We start from the raw sequence: 16,607 nt of genomic DNA, 5'->3' as shown, positions 1-16,607 counted from the left end.
TAGGGGGAAGATATGGTACGATGGATGAAACTATGGTTTTAGGCGGCTAACCGATAATCATAGTGCATATTATGTGTAATGAGATAGAAGAGAAGCTTCAATAATTTATTTACACATGCAATGGACGCAACTTTATGACACTTGTTATAAGGTTGCGTTTTTAATTTATCGTAATACTCAACAATATGATTTTGTCCGTAACGTCGTTGTTTAATCATGTTCTGGATGATGAGGAAAAGGAGCTTCCGCAAATGTTTATTTCCACGTTTATTGATTTTATCTTTAAAAAAGGTTTTACCTGATTGAAAACGGCGTATATCAATACCAGCAAATGCATTGAGTTGCTTGTTATTGTTAAAACGAGTAATATCTCCTATTTCAGCCATCAAGCGTACGGCAGTATTCGGTCCAATCCCAGGGAGACTGCGAATGATATCGTATTCTGCGCGTTGCTCAGCTACATACACCATCTTGCTAATACAGATTTCTTTTTGGTGAAGAAGCTCTTGATAGCGCCTTGCGTATAATTTGAGCTGGTCACACAGAACATCGTTCTGAGAAACAGCAGGATAGCAAATTTTCGCTATTTCAAGTATCTGAATCGCTTTTTTCTCCGCCGTAATATTTGATATTTTTTTATTGGTATTGGCACGAATACGATTTTTTATAATGGTTTTAGAAAGACCTAAAACACAATCTGGGTGGGGAAATAGTTGAACAAAATTTAAAAACAAATCAGATTTACTAGTAAATATTCTTTCCAATTCTGGAAATGTTAATTGGATTACTTTATGCATACGGCCGCGAATTATTGATAATTCATCATCCAGTTCACTATATAATCTAGAAAGAGATTTTAACTGATAGAATAAATTATCAGTTCCGGTAGATACCCTTCGGGTAACTGTAAAATGAGTGAGAGCTAATCGGTGTGCGTCGCTTCGGTCTGTCTTATGAATCCGCAAGGAATCACATTGTATTTTGGCTTCTAATGGGTTTAATAAACAATATGTATACTGGTTATTTTGCATAAATCGTTCTAGCTGTCTGGAATAGATCCCTGTTGCTTCGAACACAATTTCAGGTGATTCGCCGGTTTCATCTGTAAGCTTATGTATCTTTTCTTGTAGCTTTTTAAAATCAGGCTTAGAATGCTTGATTTCACTTTCGAATACGCATTGTTTTTGTGCATTATAAATTACCATATAACTTTTACCCATACTGATATCAAATGCAATAACGTGTTTCATATAGCGCCTCCTCAGGTGGAATTGAAGTCTTCAACTTACACTTATCGATTCTCATTTCTTATACACGATCTCGAAGACCAACATACTAAAAACTGATTCAAATAAGGTAAGTGAAGAAGGTCAGTTTTGTATACGGATTCAGGATCCCAAAACACCCACGACCTCCTCTTCACTTCTACTATATAAAAAATAGTAGTGCGAACCAATGCCTTGGTCTGCACTACTAATCTTAGTATGTTTTGTATAGCTTGATACAGAAGATATAAATAATCTTGGATCATCCCTATTGCCTTATATTCGCTTAATTCTCTTTTCTTCTTTTGTAAAAGAAGTTGACGCATTTTAAACATAGTAGAGGTGCACAGGAAAATAGCGATTAGCTTTCCATATAGTTGGCACTCTAATCGTTCTTGTTTTACATTACGATAATGATCTATTTTGAAGAGTGATTTCCACGTTTTAAAGACAATCTCTATTTGCCAACGCAAAGTATATAACTCATGTACCTGTTCCATCGGAACCCATTCCCAAGGTGTATTCGTCACGTACACGTTTAATTCCGCTACAACTTTACTTTTCTCTGAGTACGTTCTATTTTTGGATTTTTCTTTTTCCGCGATCTTCGCTCGTCGTTTTTGAAGTTGTTTTTCTGTTAATCGATTAAAAATAACACGCGCAAACAGTTGTTGTTTATCACCAATATAGGCATGTTTTAATTCAAATGTTTCTCCGGGCTGTAGTTGGTTTAGAAGCTGTTTCACATCGATTTGTATGTATTCCGATTGTTTCTTAATAGCACCATTTTTAAAGTATTCTGGATCTGGATTTTTCACATATACATTCGTATTTAATTTTAAACGAGAAATATAGTATGTACCTCGTTGGTCCATTTGATCTAAGTCTTCCAATGAAAAATAACCCAAATCACGAATACATAAATCTCCTGGTCGTAAGGTATCTAAGCACTCCGTACCAAATGTTTTGTCATTATTTTTCCCTGGTCCAACTTGAAAGTTAAGAAATTCCCCACTGTGCAGATCATATTCTAATTGAATTTTGATTCCGGCTGTTTGGGCACATCCTCCAGAGCCTGGATATGTATTCTCTAAAGCATTTGGCACTTGAAATATGGTGGCATCTAGGATACGAATTCGTTGAAAATAAGAGAAAAGATGGTTAGAAATTTGTGTTTGTTCACAGACTTTTTGTTGTAACAGTAAAGAAAAAATATGTTGTAAAAATAAAACTGCCTTTGTATTTAAGCGTTTATTTAAGCCCTCAGGGCTGAGTAAAGTACCAGTGGCTGCATGAAGCCTACTACATAATCGGACTAAGGGATCACTTGCGACTCGTTGACTAACCCAGATACAAATGGTAGCTAAGTCTGAGCCAGAAAACTTACGTTTTCGCTTTACAAACCCAAGTTCTCTTGCAAGTTCTTCTAAAAATACAGGTGTCACATATCGTTGTAATTCCTCTGCAAATGGTTGTAGTTCATCTTGAATCGAGAGATTCATCAAAAAACGTCATCCTTTCTAATCTAGCTTATTTAGAAAGGATAACGTTTTTTGATACTTGAGGGTATTAAAATCTCTTAAGTTGATGGGCATGTATGGTGACCCCTATAAGTAGTTAAAACTTTGTATTCTTCCCCTACTAATTTATAAATTTTAGTTAGGAACTGTTCATGTGTAATTGAATTTCCGTTCCTTTTCTTTATACTTTCGGACATTATCAAAAATTCCCTCATGTGTATTTCAATAATGATTTATAAAGAAAAGTCCTGTATTAACAGGACTCAATTTCTATTATTTCTTTACAGATTTTCGCTATATACTTTATAAAATCAATTATCGGATATGTTATTAAAGAAGGATGTTATGTAAATGATATTCCTTCTTTTTGTATTATTGAAACGAGTTGTTCTATACTCATTTCTTTTCGTTTAATTTTATTGTAATGTTTAAATACGATATTTTTCCACCTGAAAGAATCGCATTGGAAATAACTTTCCCCTTTTATTGTACGGTTGGAAAATTGTTCTAACTTTTCTCTTCAATGTTTTTCTTTCAGATAGTTCTCCATAATACATACCCCCTCCTAATCATTAGCTATGCAAAGTTTTCTTCCGTATTTGCTATAACCAGTCTCTAAAGTTAAGATCCATTCGTGTAAATCTTCCCAGGAGTAACCTAGCTCAGATAAAATTACAGGAAATAAATCGAAATTATCACGCCAATTATACATATTATTGAGAGCATCCTCTAATCGACCAAATGAAAACAAGGGGATATTTTTCTTCTTTTGATTTTTATAAGTAGCACGTACTAAGTAAACATAAGTCCTCCCATGTTTCTTACTAAATACAAAAAAGCCTTTCGTTCCCTCTTTCCCTTTCATTTCTCTCACCCTTTACGTTTTTCCCACCATATTATTGAAAAAAGAAAATACGGTGGGAAAGATTTGTTTAAATGTGATCTTATTTAACTAGTTACTAGTACATTATCTTTTACGAATTTTTCAGCTTGTATATAGAGCAGAAACAAATCTGCACTAAGCGTTATAGTAGTTGAGTCTTTCATTCTTTTTAGGTTAATAAAGTCGTGTTCTTTATTACCGAACATTTTTGCGTAACCTAAAACTAAGTATACAGTGTTATCTTTTGAAAAGTGGAAAAATTCACCGCGTTTTGGCTTCATATTATATCCTCCTAAAAGTAATTAGTTATAAGGGAAAATTAGTGCACCAAGAGCAAATGTTGTTTTCAAATTTTTTTAAACTGACCAAACTTTACTAGTTGCCGATTTTCTAGTCCAGGGATCTTATTTGAAGAATCGGAGACATCCACAACAATGGTATTAGTTAATACATTAACTACCGAACCAATTAGTGTTACTGAAGAATCATGACGATGACGGAATCGCACAGAATCACCAATTTTTACATTTACAGATTTTTTATTCATAAAATAGTTCCTCCTTAATTATATAGGTTGAAAGATATTAGAATTAAAACCCAAAATATACTCCAGAGATCATATATGTAGCTACAACCATAAAAATAGATATTCCAAATGTACCGAAGAAGCAAATTTGGGAGGTAATACAATTATCTATACGAAACCATTTACAAGTGACATTATATCGCTTATTTAAATTGGTTTTTATAATAATTTTCATTTTTTCTTTTTTAGTTAAATGTGATAAAATATTCTTGCTGTGATGAGTTTTTAGGTATATATTTGCCTTCTAGAATCAGCCTTTCTTTTATAATGTATCTGGAAAAGCCCTTACTTACTTGGCGGTGGTGGGGGCTTTTTCGTGTCTATTTTTAATGGGTAATCCCTAATTCTTTTGAGATCCGTAAACTTTAGTCATAACCTCTTTAGTTAGAAGGCATGTATTTCCTGACTTCTTGACTAATCCTAATTCCACGTGATTTTTTAATTTACCACGTACACATGACGATCTCACGGTACCTTTTTCTAATCCCCACTTCTGTTCGGCTTCACTTGCTGTAAAAACATTGGAAAGTGGGGAGTTTAAAAAATTTTTTCTACAGAACTCTTCTTATCAGTCATTATATTCCCCCTCTCTAATCACGAAATCGTGATGTTCTATGTTTTTTATTTCATCACGTTTTCGTGATTATTCAATAATATTCCGAAAATTCTATCTGTTAATTTCGACAAAAAAGCACATAACCTAAATAGATTATGTGCGTAATAAAAATTTTCTTTTTAAAAGAATCCAATATTTCCTATTCAAATATGGCGGAATGGAAATATATGAAAAATGGAGGAACAACAAATGAACTCAAACACAAAACAGTTTATTTATGATATCCAGCAAAGAAAGAACAATTATATGGAAAATGTATTAATAGCAATACAACACCCTAAAAAAGAGCAATCTGAACAAGTCATTCAAAATATAGTAGAGAAGATGGATATGATGATCAGTTTAGTTACTACTTACATGGCTATTGAATCAGAATCTATGAAAGAATTAAAAGAGCTTCAGGAAGAAATTATTCATGCTCAAGCATATATTCAAAAACGGAAATTTGAAGAAACACAGAGATAAAACCCTGTGTTTTTATTTGTTCGTCTATGACGCCAATCTGTTATTAATAGGCAATGATATAGGGGTATTTTGAATGTACATCCAGGTTGTTCCTTTCAAGACATGTATCATTTTAAATACGCCCTTTATTAGAATACTGCTCATATTTTTTTTGAGATTCTTTATTAATACGTGCGTTAAGTAAAATCGCTACCAACAAAAACACTCCATATTCCCCCCCTGTAGCTCCTATGATAATCACACTACTACAAACAAGTACAATTAATAGGAGTAACGAAACTAAAGAAATACGTTCATAGTTCTTTGACATCTTCTCGTATTTTATGCGTTGTTTCCTTGCATCCATCTAAATTCCTCCTTAAAATTATCAATTTTCCTATAAAATAAATCTCGCCCTTAAAAAGAAAACAATCTATCGGTTCAAATAATTAGTTTTTTAAGCAACTAATTTATATAACATAAAAAGAAATCCTACCAATATTAAGCTTACCACTATGATAATCCCGACCCTCTCCTTCCTTTTAACCCCAATACATTAGATAAAAGTTATGTATATCCCATATTAGCTGCAGCAAACAAAAAGGATCTTCCCTTCTCGTAAAGGCTGATCCTTTTCTTCGTTCATACAACTATTTTTAGCTATTCTTGATTAATTAGAATAACAGCTGGTCCATCTACACGAATTCCACCAACTTCGATTTTTTCATAAGGCTCAACTGTAATAGAAATGATTCCTTCTCGCTTCTTTAATTCATTACTTAATTCTTTTGTTAACATTTTTTTCATGTGTGCACTCCTTCTTACTGCTTAATTTACTATTGTTATGTAAATAAAATTAAAAATGGTTTCCTGGTCTGGAAACCATTTTTTGTAGTTGACCATATGGTGTTACCAGTTCGTTTATCAATTTTACGTAAAGAAGATAAACAATTACTATTCACTGTCTCAGTAGATGTAAGGAACTCTGAAAGATAGCGGTGAGATTGATTGTATTTTCTTCTAGAAATAATGACTTAGATAGTATATTACCTAAAACAATGAAAGCCCTACCTCTCTTTCATCCTTACGGCTCCTTGTCCGTGCCAGTGTGAATCAGGATTGCAAAAATCAAGTGACTATTTGATCGAGTTATTTGATGAAACTTCGAACGTTCGTAAAAGAAATTTAAAAATAAAAATGGATTAGATTGAAGTAATAACAAAAGAGGTTCCTACTCTAAAAGTGAGTTGAAGAAGTTGAATGTCTTTGAAATGATTTACTTTTAATAATAATCATATTCCCGAAAAATTCAGGATATTTTCGGGGGATGTAATACATTATCTATAATGAACCTTAACAGAAACTTTTTAATTGATTTTCAGTGATCCCTTTAATTAAACCCAGTTCACTTATCAAAAATTCATGTGCGTTATCCAACATTTTTTTTTCGCTTGTATTAAGTGCCTTTTCTTTCTTCATACGCATTAAATCACGTACAACTTCAGCACCTTCTTGTATTTCACCCGTTTTTATTTTGTCCGTGTTCACTTTATACCTTTGTTTCCACGGCAATAATTTATCTGATTCTCCATGCTGAAAAATGTGTATAATGTGTTTTAATGCAAGTATATCAGTAACTGGGCGTATACTCGAACTTAATATTTTACCCATAGGAATCATGACTTGCATATTACTGATTGACATTTTTATAACAAAATACTGTTGTTTTTTCCCTGAGAATTCTTTTTCTTCTATGGCTTCAATTATACCTGCTCCGTGCATTGGATAAACAATGTTATCGCCAATTTGAAACATATAATCCACCTCCATATATGGTAACCTTCTTAACCTTAACATATATGTTATTTTTTATCAAACATTTTATAATATCACAAATTTATTTTTGGAGTCAACTACTTTTTTGTTAAAAATTAAATTAAGTAAAAAACACCCCCAAAACAATAGGGTGTGTCAGATTCTCAATAAAGGGACGGTCAATTTGCCCATATACATCCTAAAATATCGATTAATTAACATAGATCAGTTTTCCCTTGAAAACGACCAAATCGATCCCGTATTTTTTTCAATCTTATGTGGTACTCCAAAATCTCAATTCTTGCTTTTTCAGCTAGAGGTGCAATGGGTCGTAAGTCTTTTAACCCCCAATAATCAACTACTACATCAAGTACTTGATCAAAATATTGCAGCGGCCCATAGTTAGCTTCTTTTGCAATTACAGTCATTCTATTTTCAAAATCTGGCATGACAGCACCTGGCATTTTAAAATTCCTAATCACATTGGCAATATGATAGCAATAATTAGGTTCCAATTCCAAATGTGTTCGAATGACGTCTCGATAAAACGCATAATGAAGAGTTTCATCTTTGGCGAGACGACGTAATAATGTAGCAAGATCTGGATCATGCTTACTTGCAACCTTAGCTACATTATTGTAAAACACCATCGTTGCAAGTTCTTGTAGCGTCGTATATGTCATTGCTTCGATTGGTGTGTGAAAATCGGGCTCAAATCCACCCTCAACGACTGACTTTCTTAATTCATGTAATCGTTTGGGATTCACACTTCGAGTGAGTAGTAAATATGTCTCCAATAAATTCGAATGTTGATCCTCTTCTGAGGTCCAGGTATGAATAAAGTCTGTAATAACAGAAAGGGATCCTTTAAAAGTTGCAGATAAATACGTTGTAAACCATGGTAAATTCACTTCTGTTAATAAAGCTGTTTCAATGGCTGTAATTACACCAGAAGGAAGAGTAACTTGACTTTCATCCCAAGGAACTCTTTTAAAGTCCATTCCCTTATCCCATGGTAAAAACTCATGATAACCTCAGTCTATCTTCTGCGCTCTTATTTTATGTTGTTCATACAATTCTTTTAAACGTGGTTCTAATCGAAAATCTAAATCATTTGTTAGCATATATAAGTGACCCCCTTTTCTTATCATAAATAGTCATTCTATTTTCACATTCATTTTTACCCTTAAAAATTTTCTACAAATAAATATTACTTTCCTTTTTTTAAGTCAAACATAACAAATTTGTAACAAAACTTTTTAAGAGCGCTATATTTTTATATGATTTTATAATATAAAAAGGGGTTCTGAGGCATGCGATATGTTACTTAGCCTAAATAAAAAAACTATCTTCAATAAATAGAGAATAACATTCATAGATGAAGATACTCGTCATGTTGTAAATCTTGTTGATTGTAAAAAGGTGCATGCCCATAAAGAATCGTTTTATAATAAAGATTGATAATAGATTAAGCGCTTGAAAAAATATATACAGTTGATGAGATAGCCTTAAACGACAATTCCCAACAAGATCACTGTACATTGGCTATGATGGGGTTATTTACACGGTTAGACTGTGCACAAAGGGAAGAGGCGATAAACATGCAGTCAACGGAAGCGCATATGAAGGAAAAGCAACGTAGAGAAAAAATAGAAATAATATTTAGTCACAGGGTAAAAGGAGAAAGTTATTTTCACGGTTCCTCCTATCAATGGAAAAACATTGTATATCAAAATTATAATAGAATACAACAAAAAGAGTTGAAAATTGAACAACTCATTTCCAAAATGGAAAAAGAAGGGATTCGTTTTACGCAGCATCGTTCACTCATACACTATCCCGTCATTGATTTTGTCAAATATATAGCTAAGGTTTATAAGGAAACCCTCGAAAAACAATAACCATGATTATATTTTTAAAATAAATAATTATATTCAAAGAAAACCTTTACAAAAAGTTTATTTGTGAACATTGTTAACAAAAAGCTCAAAAACGAATATTTTTTTATTCAAAATAATATTCGTTTTTGTTATAATAAATAACATAACGTATTCTAGTCGTTTGTATATCTTCAGATTTTGTAAAATTTATTACACAAAAAGACAACTCTTAATTAGAGTTGTCTTTTATTTTTTCTCGATATACATCATACTATTCTGGTGCAAAAACTCCAAGATTCTTACACCTGGAGAAAAAGTAGGACCTCTCATAGGAAAGATGCTATTTTTTTCTCTCATATTCCTTCATTATTTTATAAAACGCATTTTTCTTTCGCTCTAACATTTCCATAAATATAATAGCTGTTATTTCCTCACTTTTCCATTTAGAATAAGTTTCTTCTATATTAATTATGATAATAGATGGTTTTAATGCTACTGTTGGTTCAACCTTACTTATTTTGCGGTCTATGACAACTACCCTGTCACTACCCCATTTAGTAAGAAAGAAGATTTAGAGAAAGCTAAGAAGTACTATGATGAGCTAGGAAACTCAGCTCCAATACTATTCTTTCCTATATAGGCTAAAGGCGATTTCCTTTCACAGATAAATGGTGATATAAAAAATAAAGAGTTTAATACATATAAAGAAGTTATGGATAAAACCATTAAGCAGACTAATGAATGCACTTTCATTTTGCGGAAAATATGATAAAATTGTATTTGGATAGAAGTCCAATACATATTATTAAAAGTAAAGTGGTTTAAGTCGGAGGAAGGCACCTTAAGGTGTCTTTTCTTTATGAAAAAATCCCCACACAAGGTGCAGGGATTTTTATGCTACGAATATATAAAACTGACTATTTAATATATAGTGAAGTACGCCACGTATCTCTTGGATAGTTTATTGAAGTCTTTTGATATTCAAAAGTCCCTTCTTGATGATTTGATGCATCCCATTTATATTCCCAACCTACAATAGGATTACCCCCAATTATTTGTGAACCAATACTTTTCACATCAAATCCATTCATTTTCGCAAAAGGAAACTGGCCATACCCTATTTCTTTTGTGTAAACATATAAGTAACTTCCCCCATGATCTTTAGTTGTACTAAAACTATTAGGGTTAATGTATTCAACTCCACCCAATTGTGACTCTACTTTTACTACACTTAAAGAAGTTAGAGGTGCCGCTGGCCCTGCAGATGCCTCCGATGCCATTCCTAAACCAACTACCGCTGCCATTGCTAATGATGATATCCCTAATATCACTTTTTTAAACATATAAACATCCCCTTCTTTTATATAGGTACAAGTTTGATATTAACAGAATTTTATAAGGATAATCATTATTTTGAAAATGTTAACAAATTATACTTTTTTAGATATGCAATTTAGCATATCGATGGACATACAGGATAATCAATCCACTACTTTCGATATAAAAACTATTAACCCACTATATTCTCATAAAAAGACTGGCTGTCTATACAATATTTTGCTGAAATGTAGGTATCACTTAAGAAGGTAAAGCTAATATAAATCAACTAAATAACGTAAAGAGAATATTTTATTGCATAAAAAAAGGCTCCATTGCTGGAGCATTCAAAAAATAATATAAGTAAATGAATTAAAACAAATAACAGACAATTAAAATATACAGATAGATTATAAATTAATCTATCTATATGCAATATTACATATAAAATCCCTATTTATTGCTGCTATAATAAGCTTACTCGATGATTGTTATATTTTTCATAGGTTTTAAAGCAATAAATTACCTTCTTAACACCAATTGTACAAGTAAAAGAAGACATCTTAATGGATGTCTTCTTTTCTTATTTAATAACCCAAAATATAGATTTGAATCATATTTCTCAATGAACAAAATAACTTAACATGGTAAAATAATATTTGGATGAGAGTCCGATACATATTATTAAAATTAAGATGGTTCAAGTCAGGGGAAGGCACCTTATGGTGTCTTTTCTTTATGAAATTTACATTAAATTAACTAAACTTTATAAGTAGATGTAGTAAAATATAGATTGGGTGGAAACCCAGATATATTTGTACTGTAAGAAAAGGCTTATGTAGATCAAGTAGGGAGAGGCACTCATGAGAGTGTCTTTTTTTATACATTAAAAAGCTCACCTATTTCCGTAGGTGGGCCTTATCTTTATTACACAATACCAAATTATACTCTCATTTTTTCATAAACTTTATGCAATTATACATATTTGTAAAAATTACACTAAATAAATATTACATGTAGTAAAATATAAATCGTGGACACGTTCTATAAAGCAGATTCTTTTGAAAGACGTAACATATCGACCATTATAAAAGATATGGCGTCACTCTAATACTGATCTCAAATCTCTTGCATTTTGTGAACTAACAATCTGGTGTATATAGACGATTCTGTTTTATAGGATGTGTTTACACGTATAACAAAGGGATAATACGGATAAGTTTATACTAAATGAACGTGGTTCAAGTCGGAGGAAGGCACCTTAGGGTGTCTTTTCTTTATAAAACATATAATGTATTATTAAAATAAAACAATTTTTTTATTGGGAAGGAAAATAATATGTATTTTCAAATAAATATACCCAATCCATTCGAAGGAGTACCTGAGATTATAGGGATTGGTTTATTGATTTTTATCGTGTTATGTGCTGGACTTGCGATTTTCTCAGACTGGATTCGAAGTGTAATTCCTAATCAAACTAGACAATATGTTAAAATTGTTTCCTTAACGCTAATACTTACATTTATCGTTTTAGCAATTTTAAAAAACTGAATGTATTACAGTATTATTTTAAGATCACTTGCGAAGGTGCTCTTTCCTCATAAAAAAATCCCCACATAATGTGCAGGGATTTTTTTATCTAATAGGGGTCACCATACATGCCTATCAACTTAAGAGCGGAAACAAAATGAACTTTTGTTCATATGGACTAAAAAACGCTTAAAATATTTGATGTCCTTAAAAGTAAGCACACCGAATAAACCCTAACGGGTTTCATTTTTAAAAAATCACGCAACTTTCTTTTGTTTTCTCAATCCACTATACTCATAGACAACACCCATAATATCAAAGACAGTTTTCTTCTCATATCTGTGGGATTTCCGTCCATTCCTCTGTAAAAGATTGAACAGGCGGGTTAGGATCTTTGTTATCTCTTGGGTGTTTTGCTGTATTGCTTGATACAACAGAAATAGATGATCTTGGATCATCCCAATCGCTTTATATTCGCTTAATTCTCTTTTCTTCTTTTGTAAAAGCAATTGACGCATTTTAAACATAGTAGAGGAACATAGGAAAATAGCGATTAGCTTTCCATATAATTGGCACTCTAATCGTTCCTGTTTTACATTACGATAATGGTCTATCTTGAAGAGTGATTTCCACGTTTTAAAGACAATCTCTATTTGCCAACGTAAAGTATATAATTCATGTACCTGTTCCATCGGAACCCATTCCCAAGGTGTATTCGTCACGTACACGTTTAATCCAGCTACCATTTTACTTTTCTCTGAGTACGCTCTATTTTTAGACTTTTCTTTTTCCGCAATCTTTGCTCGCCGTTTTTGAAGTTGCTTTTCTGTTAATCGATTAAAAATAACACGTGCAAATAGTTGTTGTTTATCACCGATATAGGGGTACGGAAACGATTCGAGGTATGAGGGGCCACTATGAAAGAAAATCAAATTGATACAATAAAAAGCGTAGAAATTAATTATTTCTACGCTTTTTAAATGCTATTAAATTATTTTACTTTAATGAAAAAATTTCCTGGCATTTCATTTTGGGCATCTTGAAATGTTTCTAAAATCAAATCTGCTTCTTGTCCTAACATATTCTGGCTTTCTTTGAAAAATTCCCATTCTATTGTTAAAGGAAGAGTAACCCATGCAGTTAAGCAATCCCACAACGCATTAGCATTTTCACCATAGTAATCTGGAAGATCTAATTTGTTCTTTAATGTTTTATGCAGTGCATCTTTACTTGTAAACATCCGTCCATCTAAATATATTTTTTCCATAACTAAATTCCTTTCTACTTTATTTCAGTAAACGTTTTGTAATGATCTGAAGTCTTATACACCAATCCATCACTAGAATAAAGAATTCTATCATTACCTCGATACCCTGATAAATAATTAATATCAGCTTCATACCAAACTCTACCTGGAGCATTTGGTAAGGGGTTTCCTTTATTTTGAAATATATTACCACCCATACTTTTTCCAGGGGCTACTTTATGAAGGTTCCCATCCTTACTAACCCAACCAAGTGCTTGTGCTTGTTCTTTCGTAATATAATTATCCGGTAATTTTTTATGTTCTTTTACATATTTAGCAACTTCATCAAAACCAGTAGGATATTTTGTGAAATTAGTTGTTTTTGCAGCCTTCTCAAGGTTTTTCGCTTTCTTTTCAATATCTTCAACAGTACCAACTACTTTTCCGATAGTTTTTACTGTTTTTATGGTTCCACCAGAAAATACTGTTGCGATACCCATGACATAATCTGACGGCTTATATTTTTCTTCCTCAGCTATTTCATGTCCTTGTACCATTTGGATTATTTCTTTAGGGATATTAATAATTGGCACAAGATCTAATGTTACATTCATGAATTTAGTTGTATCTCGATCGGATTGTGCAACCTCTTCCAATTTTACTGGTGTAACACCAAAATCACGGAACGCATTACCTAATTCAATATTCCCAATATTTCTTGCCGCAGCAGGTATATCAATCTTATGACTTGCTATTCTATTAGCGGAGTCCATAAATGTATTTGCAAGATCTATTCCCATATTGAAATCTGTGAAGAATCCTGGGACTTTGGCATCCAATGCTTGTAAATCTTTCGCAATGATTGGAGCGTTTTCTCTTGTTACTTGTACAAGTTCCTCCAATTGAGGTTTCGCTTCATCTACAGAATGTTTTAGGCGAATGGAACTATTTACAACTGGTCCTAAGTCTTTAACGACACCAGAAAGTCCTTCTGCTAACTTACGATGATTTTCCTCAATTTGAAGAATATTTTTATTAATTTCATTTTGGGTTTCAAGTGCTTTACCCGCAACCACATCTAATGTTTGATAATACCAAGCGTAGGTTTGATAAAGGGATGTATAGGATTGCAGGATAGATACATATACATCAGCACTAAATCCCATCCACTCTTTTCCATACGCTAGAGCATCTTCTCTCGTATTTCCAAGCAGTCTGAATAGTTCTTTTCTTTGGGTGACTGTTAAATTTTTTATGTCACCTTTCATTGCATTCACTAATTCTTGCAATTTATCATGTGATTCTTTCATCACTTGCATTTTATACTGTACATCTTGCTTTGCATTGTTTATATTTCTGGAAATACTTTCCCAGTTTTCTGTAGCATCTAACAAACCTTGTTCTGATTCTTCTAAAATTTTGATCGTGTTATTTATGACTGGTTCGTCACTTTTTAAATAATCTAATACACCTTCAAATATTTTTATTTTCCCATCGAGAAGAGTAAGTGGATTTTTGGCTTCCTGATCAAAAATAATTGCATCATGAATACTTACATATCCTTTTTCTTCTTGATAATTCACCTCATACCAAGAACCAACTTTCCCCGTTACTTCTATCACTTCACCATTATTCACACGTTTTGCACGCAATACTTTTTTCAAATCTGGCTCTGGATATACTTTTTTAACAAGGGATTCTAATGTAACCCACCCTTTAACCATTTCTCCGTCTTGATTAAAGGAGAATTTCTTGTCTTTATATGTAAAATCTCCTGTTTGTAATGCACCTGAAGGTTGCAGTAAATACCAATTAAACTCTTGCTTTATCCAACCATTTTTGGATTCATGAGAAGCATCAAAATAATACGGTTTCCCATCAACATGTGTAAATCCTGATTGCACAGGACCTAACGGACCAAAGTAATAGATTTTCCCGTCAATATGTTGGATTCCAGTTTGCATCACACCATCTGTTCCCAGATAATAATCTGACCCATTTGTGTGTACCCATCCCGTTTGCATAAAACCATCGGTACCAAAATAATAACGTTTCCCATCAATTGCTTGGAAACCAGTTATTCTTTGCCCATCTTTTTTATAGTACGTCCATTTTCCTTCTTCTTGTACCCACCCTTGTTTATTATCTAAATAGAGTGCTTCTTTTAATTGATCAATCCATTGTAATCCATTCGCAAGAAGAGTTAAATCACTATCTAATTGTTTATCAAATTTCTTGTGAATATTAGGAGGAAAGTACTTTTCAGGATCTTTATGATACTCAGTTATCATAAAATGAGACAAATTCGTTGCTTCTTTTGCTACATCCCATGAACGAACTGGTGATTCACCAATCACAACGGACTCAAATATCCGAACATAACCGACTTCTCCTTGATATTTGACCTGGTACCATAAGCCCTGCTTTGAGATGACTTCTAAAACATCGCCATCCTTTACAGATTTAGACTTTAATAGAAATTTTGTTTCTGGCTTTGGATAGATTCTTTTAACAGTGGTACGAAGGGTGATCCATCCCTTTTCCATATCTCCGTACTTATTAATTTCAAATGGTTTTCCTTGATAGGTAAATGGTCCTGTCACATACTTCCCATCTTTTAAATAGCTCCATGAAGTTGCAGAAAAACTCCAGCCGGTCTTTAATTTACCAGGCTCACTATAATATAAATTGTCTTTCCCAGTCTGCTTTCTCCCTTCGACTAGTCTTCCATCTTTAAAAAAGGAATACTCTATTCCATCTAAAGTAATGTTATCTCTGCGTTTACTTCCATCTTTTTCGTAATAGTACCAATTCTCTTTCTCCTTCACCCAACCAACGGATTCATTCTTTTTCATATCTGTTACTGTCATAATCGTCCTATATAAGAACATAGAAAATTGCTCTCTTGTGACAAATCCATTTGGATTAAAATTGCCGTCACCAGTACCGCTTGCTATCTGGTTTCCAGCTAGAATTTTCACATATTCATTGGCCCAATGACTTTTCATATCCGTAAATTCAACATTTCCTTGCGGTTTTAAATCAAATGCCTTTACAAGCACGACAGCAAGTTCTGCACGGGTCATGTTATTCTTCGGATTGAATTTTTTTTCTGCATTTACACTGAAAATACCACGTGCTGTTAGTGCCAAAATTTCCTTTTTGAAATTGCTCTCACTAATATCTACAAATGGGTTATTGGCACTGTCTTGCGGTTTTAGGTACCTCTATATAAAAAGGCTGCAAGATGTTCGCGTGTGATTTGATCTGTGGCACCAAAATATCCATTTCCATAACCAGTAATGATTTTATTTTCAGCCATGTACATCATTTCTTTATACGCCCAATGTGTTTTTGGCACATCGATAAAGGATAATGTAGTTTCTTGATTATTTTGTTCTGCATAAGCTGTTCCTACTGTACTGAATAGTAAAATACATACTATAGAACTTAGGAATAATTTCTTAATGTTGTTCACGTTAGACCTCCTATTCAATTGTTAAAG

General features: G+C 32.8%; 14 protein-coding genes and 6 pseudogenes. 3 read left to right on the top strand and 17 right to left on the bottom strand.

Going from position 1 to position 16,607, the window contains the following annotated elements; translation table 11 throughout:
- Nucleotides 1–38: 38 nt before the first annotated feature.
- The 7 genes and pseudogenes from JFU23_RS29790 to JFU23_RS31300 form a co-directional block, all read right to left on the bottom strand.
- Nucleotides 39–1,250 (bottom strand): IS110 family RNA-guided transposase, encoded by a 1,212-nt coding sequence (locus tag JFU23_RS29790; protein ID WP_201031483.1) that lies wholly within the window; start codon nucleotides 1,248–1,250, stop codon nucleotides 39–41.
- A 41-nt stretch (nucleotides 1,251–1,291) separates the two neighbouring features.
- Nucleotides 1,292–2,767 carry an IS4 family transposase gene (locus JFU23_RS29785; RefSeq protein WP_201033500.1) on the bottom strand — a complete coding sequence of 492 codons (1,476 nt, stop codon included), beginning with the start codon at nucleotides 2,765–2,767 and terminating at the stop codon, nucleotides 1,292–1,294.
- Between the two features lie 271 nt (nucleotides 2,768–3,038).
- Nucleotides 3,039–3,335: pseudogene (locus tag JFU23_RS30830) on the bottom strand (hypothetical protein).
- Nucleotides 3,336–3,350: 15 nt separating this feature from the next.
- A complete protein-coding gene (locus tag JFU23_RS29780; protein ID WP_201033499.1) occupies nucleotides 3,351–3,650 on the bottom strand; it encodes a hypothetical protein in 300 nt (99 codons plus the stop codon).
- A gap of 83 nt (nucleotides 3,651–3,733) precedes the next feature.
- The gene (locus JFU23_RS29775; protein ID WP_201033498.1) at nucleotides 3,734–3,949 is read right to left on the bottom strand and encodes a hypothetical protein; all 216 of its coding nucleotides are present in this window, start codon (nucleotides 3,947–3,949) and stop codon (nucleotides 3,734–3,736) included.
- A 65-nt stretch (nucleotides 3,950–4,014) separates the two neighbouring features.
- A complete protein-coding gene (locus JFU23_RS29770; RefSeq protein ID WP_201033497.1) occupies nucleotides 4,015–4,215 on the bottom strand; it encodes a methyltransferase in 201 nt (66 codons plus the stop codon).
- A gap of 379 nt (nucleotides 4,216–4,594) precedes the next feature.
- Nucleotides 4,595–4,771 (bottom strand): annotated as a pseudogene (locus tag JFU23_RS31300) (helix-turn-helix domain-containing protein); the annotation flags it as partial.
- A 288-nt stretch (nucleotides 4,772–5,059) separates the two neighbouring features.
- Between JFU23_RS31300 and JFU23_RS29765 the strand changes: the two are divergent.
- Nucleotides 5,060–5,335: a hypothetical protein gene (locus JFU23_RS29765; RefSeq protein ID WP_002191560.1), complete on the top strand. Its 276-nt coding sequence runs from the start codon at nucleotides 5,060–5,062 to the stop codon at nucleotides 5,333–5,335.
- A 112-nt stretch (nucleotides 5,336–5,447) separates the two neighbouring features.
- On the opposite strand, the gene JFU23_RS29760 is transcribed toward JFU23_RS29765, so the two are convergent.
- From JFU23_RS29760 to JFU23_RS29745, 4 genes and pseudogenes are all read right to left on the bottom strand, one after another.
- Nucleotides 5,448–5,681: a hypothetical protein gene (locus tag JFU23_RS29760; protein WP_002187308.1), complete on the bottom strand. Its 234-nt coding sequence runs from the start codon at nucleotides 5,679–5,681 to the stop codon at nucleotides 5,448–5,450.
- 293 nt (nucleotides 5,682–5,974) lie between these two features.
- Complete coding sequence (locus JFU23_RS29755) at nucleotides 5,975–6,121, bottom strand: BC1881 family protein (RefSeq protein ID WP_000738547.1); 147 nt, start codon at nucleotides 6,119–6,121, stop codon at nucleotides 5,975–5,977.
- Between the two features lie 546 nt (nucleotides 6,122–6,667).
- Entirely contained in the window at nucleotides 6,668–7,129 is a 462-nt protein-coding gene (locus JFU23_RS29750) for a CarD family transcriptional regulator (RefSeq protein ID WP_002130368.1), read from the bottom strand.
- 215 nt (nucleotides 7,130–7,344) lie between these two features.
- Nucleotides 7,345–8,253, bottom strand: a pseudogene (locus JFU23_RS29745) (acyl-ACP desaturase).
- A 477-nt stretch (nucleotides 8,254–8,730) separates the two neighbouring features.
- On the opposite strand from JFU23_RS29745, the gene JFU23_RS29740 reads away from it, so the two are divergent.
- Nucleotides 8,731–9,030: a hypothetical protein gene (locus tag JFU23_RS29740; protein ID WP_201033496.1), complete on the top strand. Its 300-nt coding sequence runs from the start codon at nucleotides 8,731–8,733 to the stop codon at nucleotides 9,028–9,030.
- Nucleotides 9,031–9,349: 319 nt separating this feature from the next.
- Here the strand turns inward: JFU23_RS29740 and JFU23_RS30825 are convergent.
- A pseudogene (locus tag JFU23_RS30825) lies at nucleotides 9,350–9,472 on the bottom strand (recombinase family protein); the annotation flags it as partial.
- Nucleotides 9,473–9,562: 90 nt separating this feature from the next.
- Between JFU23_RS30825 and JFU23_RS30820 the strand changes: the two are divergent.
- A pseudogene (locus JFU23_RS30820) lies at nucleotides 9,563–9,778 on the top strand (hypothetical protein); the annotation flags it as partial.
- A gap of 148 nt (nucleotides 9,779–9,926) precedes the next feature.
- Here JFU23_RS30820 and JFU23_RS29735 read toward each other — a convergent pair.
- From JFU23_RS29735 to JFU23_RS31145, 5 genes and pseudogenes are all read right to left on the bottom strand, one after another.
- Nucleotides 9,927–10,352 (bottom strand): DUF4879 domain-containing protein, encoded by a 426-nt coding sequence (locus tag JFU23_RS29735; protein WP_151304133.1) that lies wholly within the window; start codon nucleotides 10,350–10,352, stop codon nucleotides 9,927–9,929.
- 1,761 nt (nucleotides 10,353–12,113) lie between these two features.
- Nucleotides 12,114–12,737 (bottom strand): annotated as a pseudogene (locus JFU23_RS29730) (IS4 family transposase); the annotation flags it as partial.
- Between the two features lie 110 nt (nucleotides 12,738–12,847).
- The gene (locus JFU23_RS29725; RefSeq protein ID WP_201033495.1) at nucleotides 12,848–13,123 is read right to left on the bottom strand and encodes a barstar family protein; all 276 of its coding nucleotides are present in this window, start codon (nucleotides 13,121–13,123) and stop codon (nucleotides 12,848–12,850) included.
- Nucleotides 13,124–13,137: 14 nt separating this feature from the next.
- Complete coding sequence (locus tag JFU23_RS30815; RefSeq protein WP_307838450.1) at nucleotides 13,138–16,254, bottom strand: S-layer homology domain-containing protein; 3,117 nt, start codon at nucleotides 16,252–16,254, stop codon at nucleotides 13,138–13,140.
- Nucleotides 16,255–16,319: 65 nt separating this feature from the next.
- Nucleotides 16,320–16,580 (bottom strand): S-layer homology domain-containing protein, encoded by a 261-nt coding sequence (locus tag JFU23_RS31145; RefSeq protein ID WP_307838377.1) that lies wholly within the window; start codon nucleotides 16,578–16,580, stop codon nucleotides 16,320–16,322.
- Between the last annotated feature and the right edge of the window lie 27 nt (nucleotides 16,581–16,607).

It is taken from the genome of Bacillus sp. TH50 (assembly GCF_016650565.1).
GTDB classification, from domain to species: Bacteria; Bacillota; Bacilli; order Bacillales; family Bacillaceae_G; genus Bacillus_A; species Bacillus_A mycoides.
The sequence above is the reverse complement of the archived record's forward strand: the minus strand, read 5'-3'. Positions and strand labels throughout refer to the sequence as shown.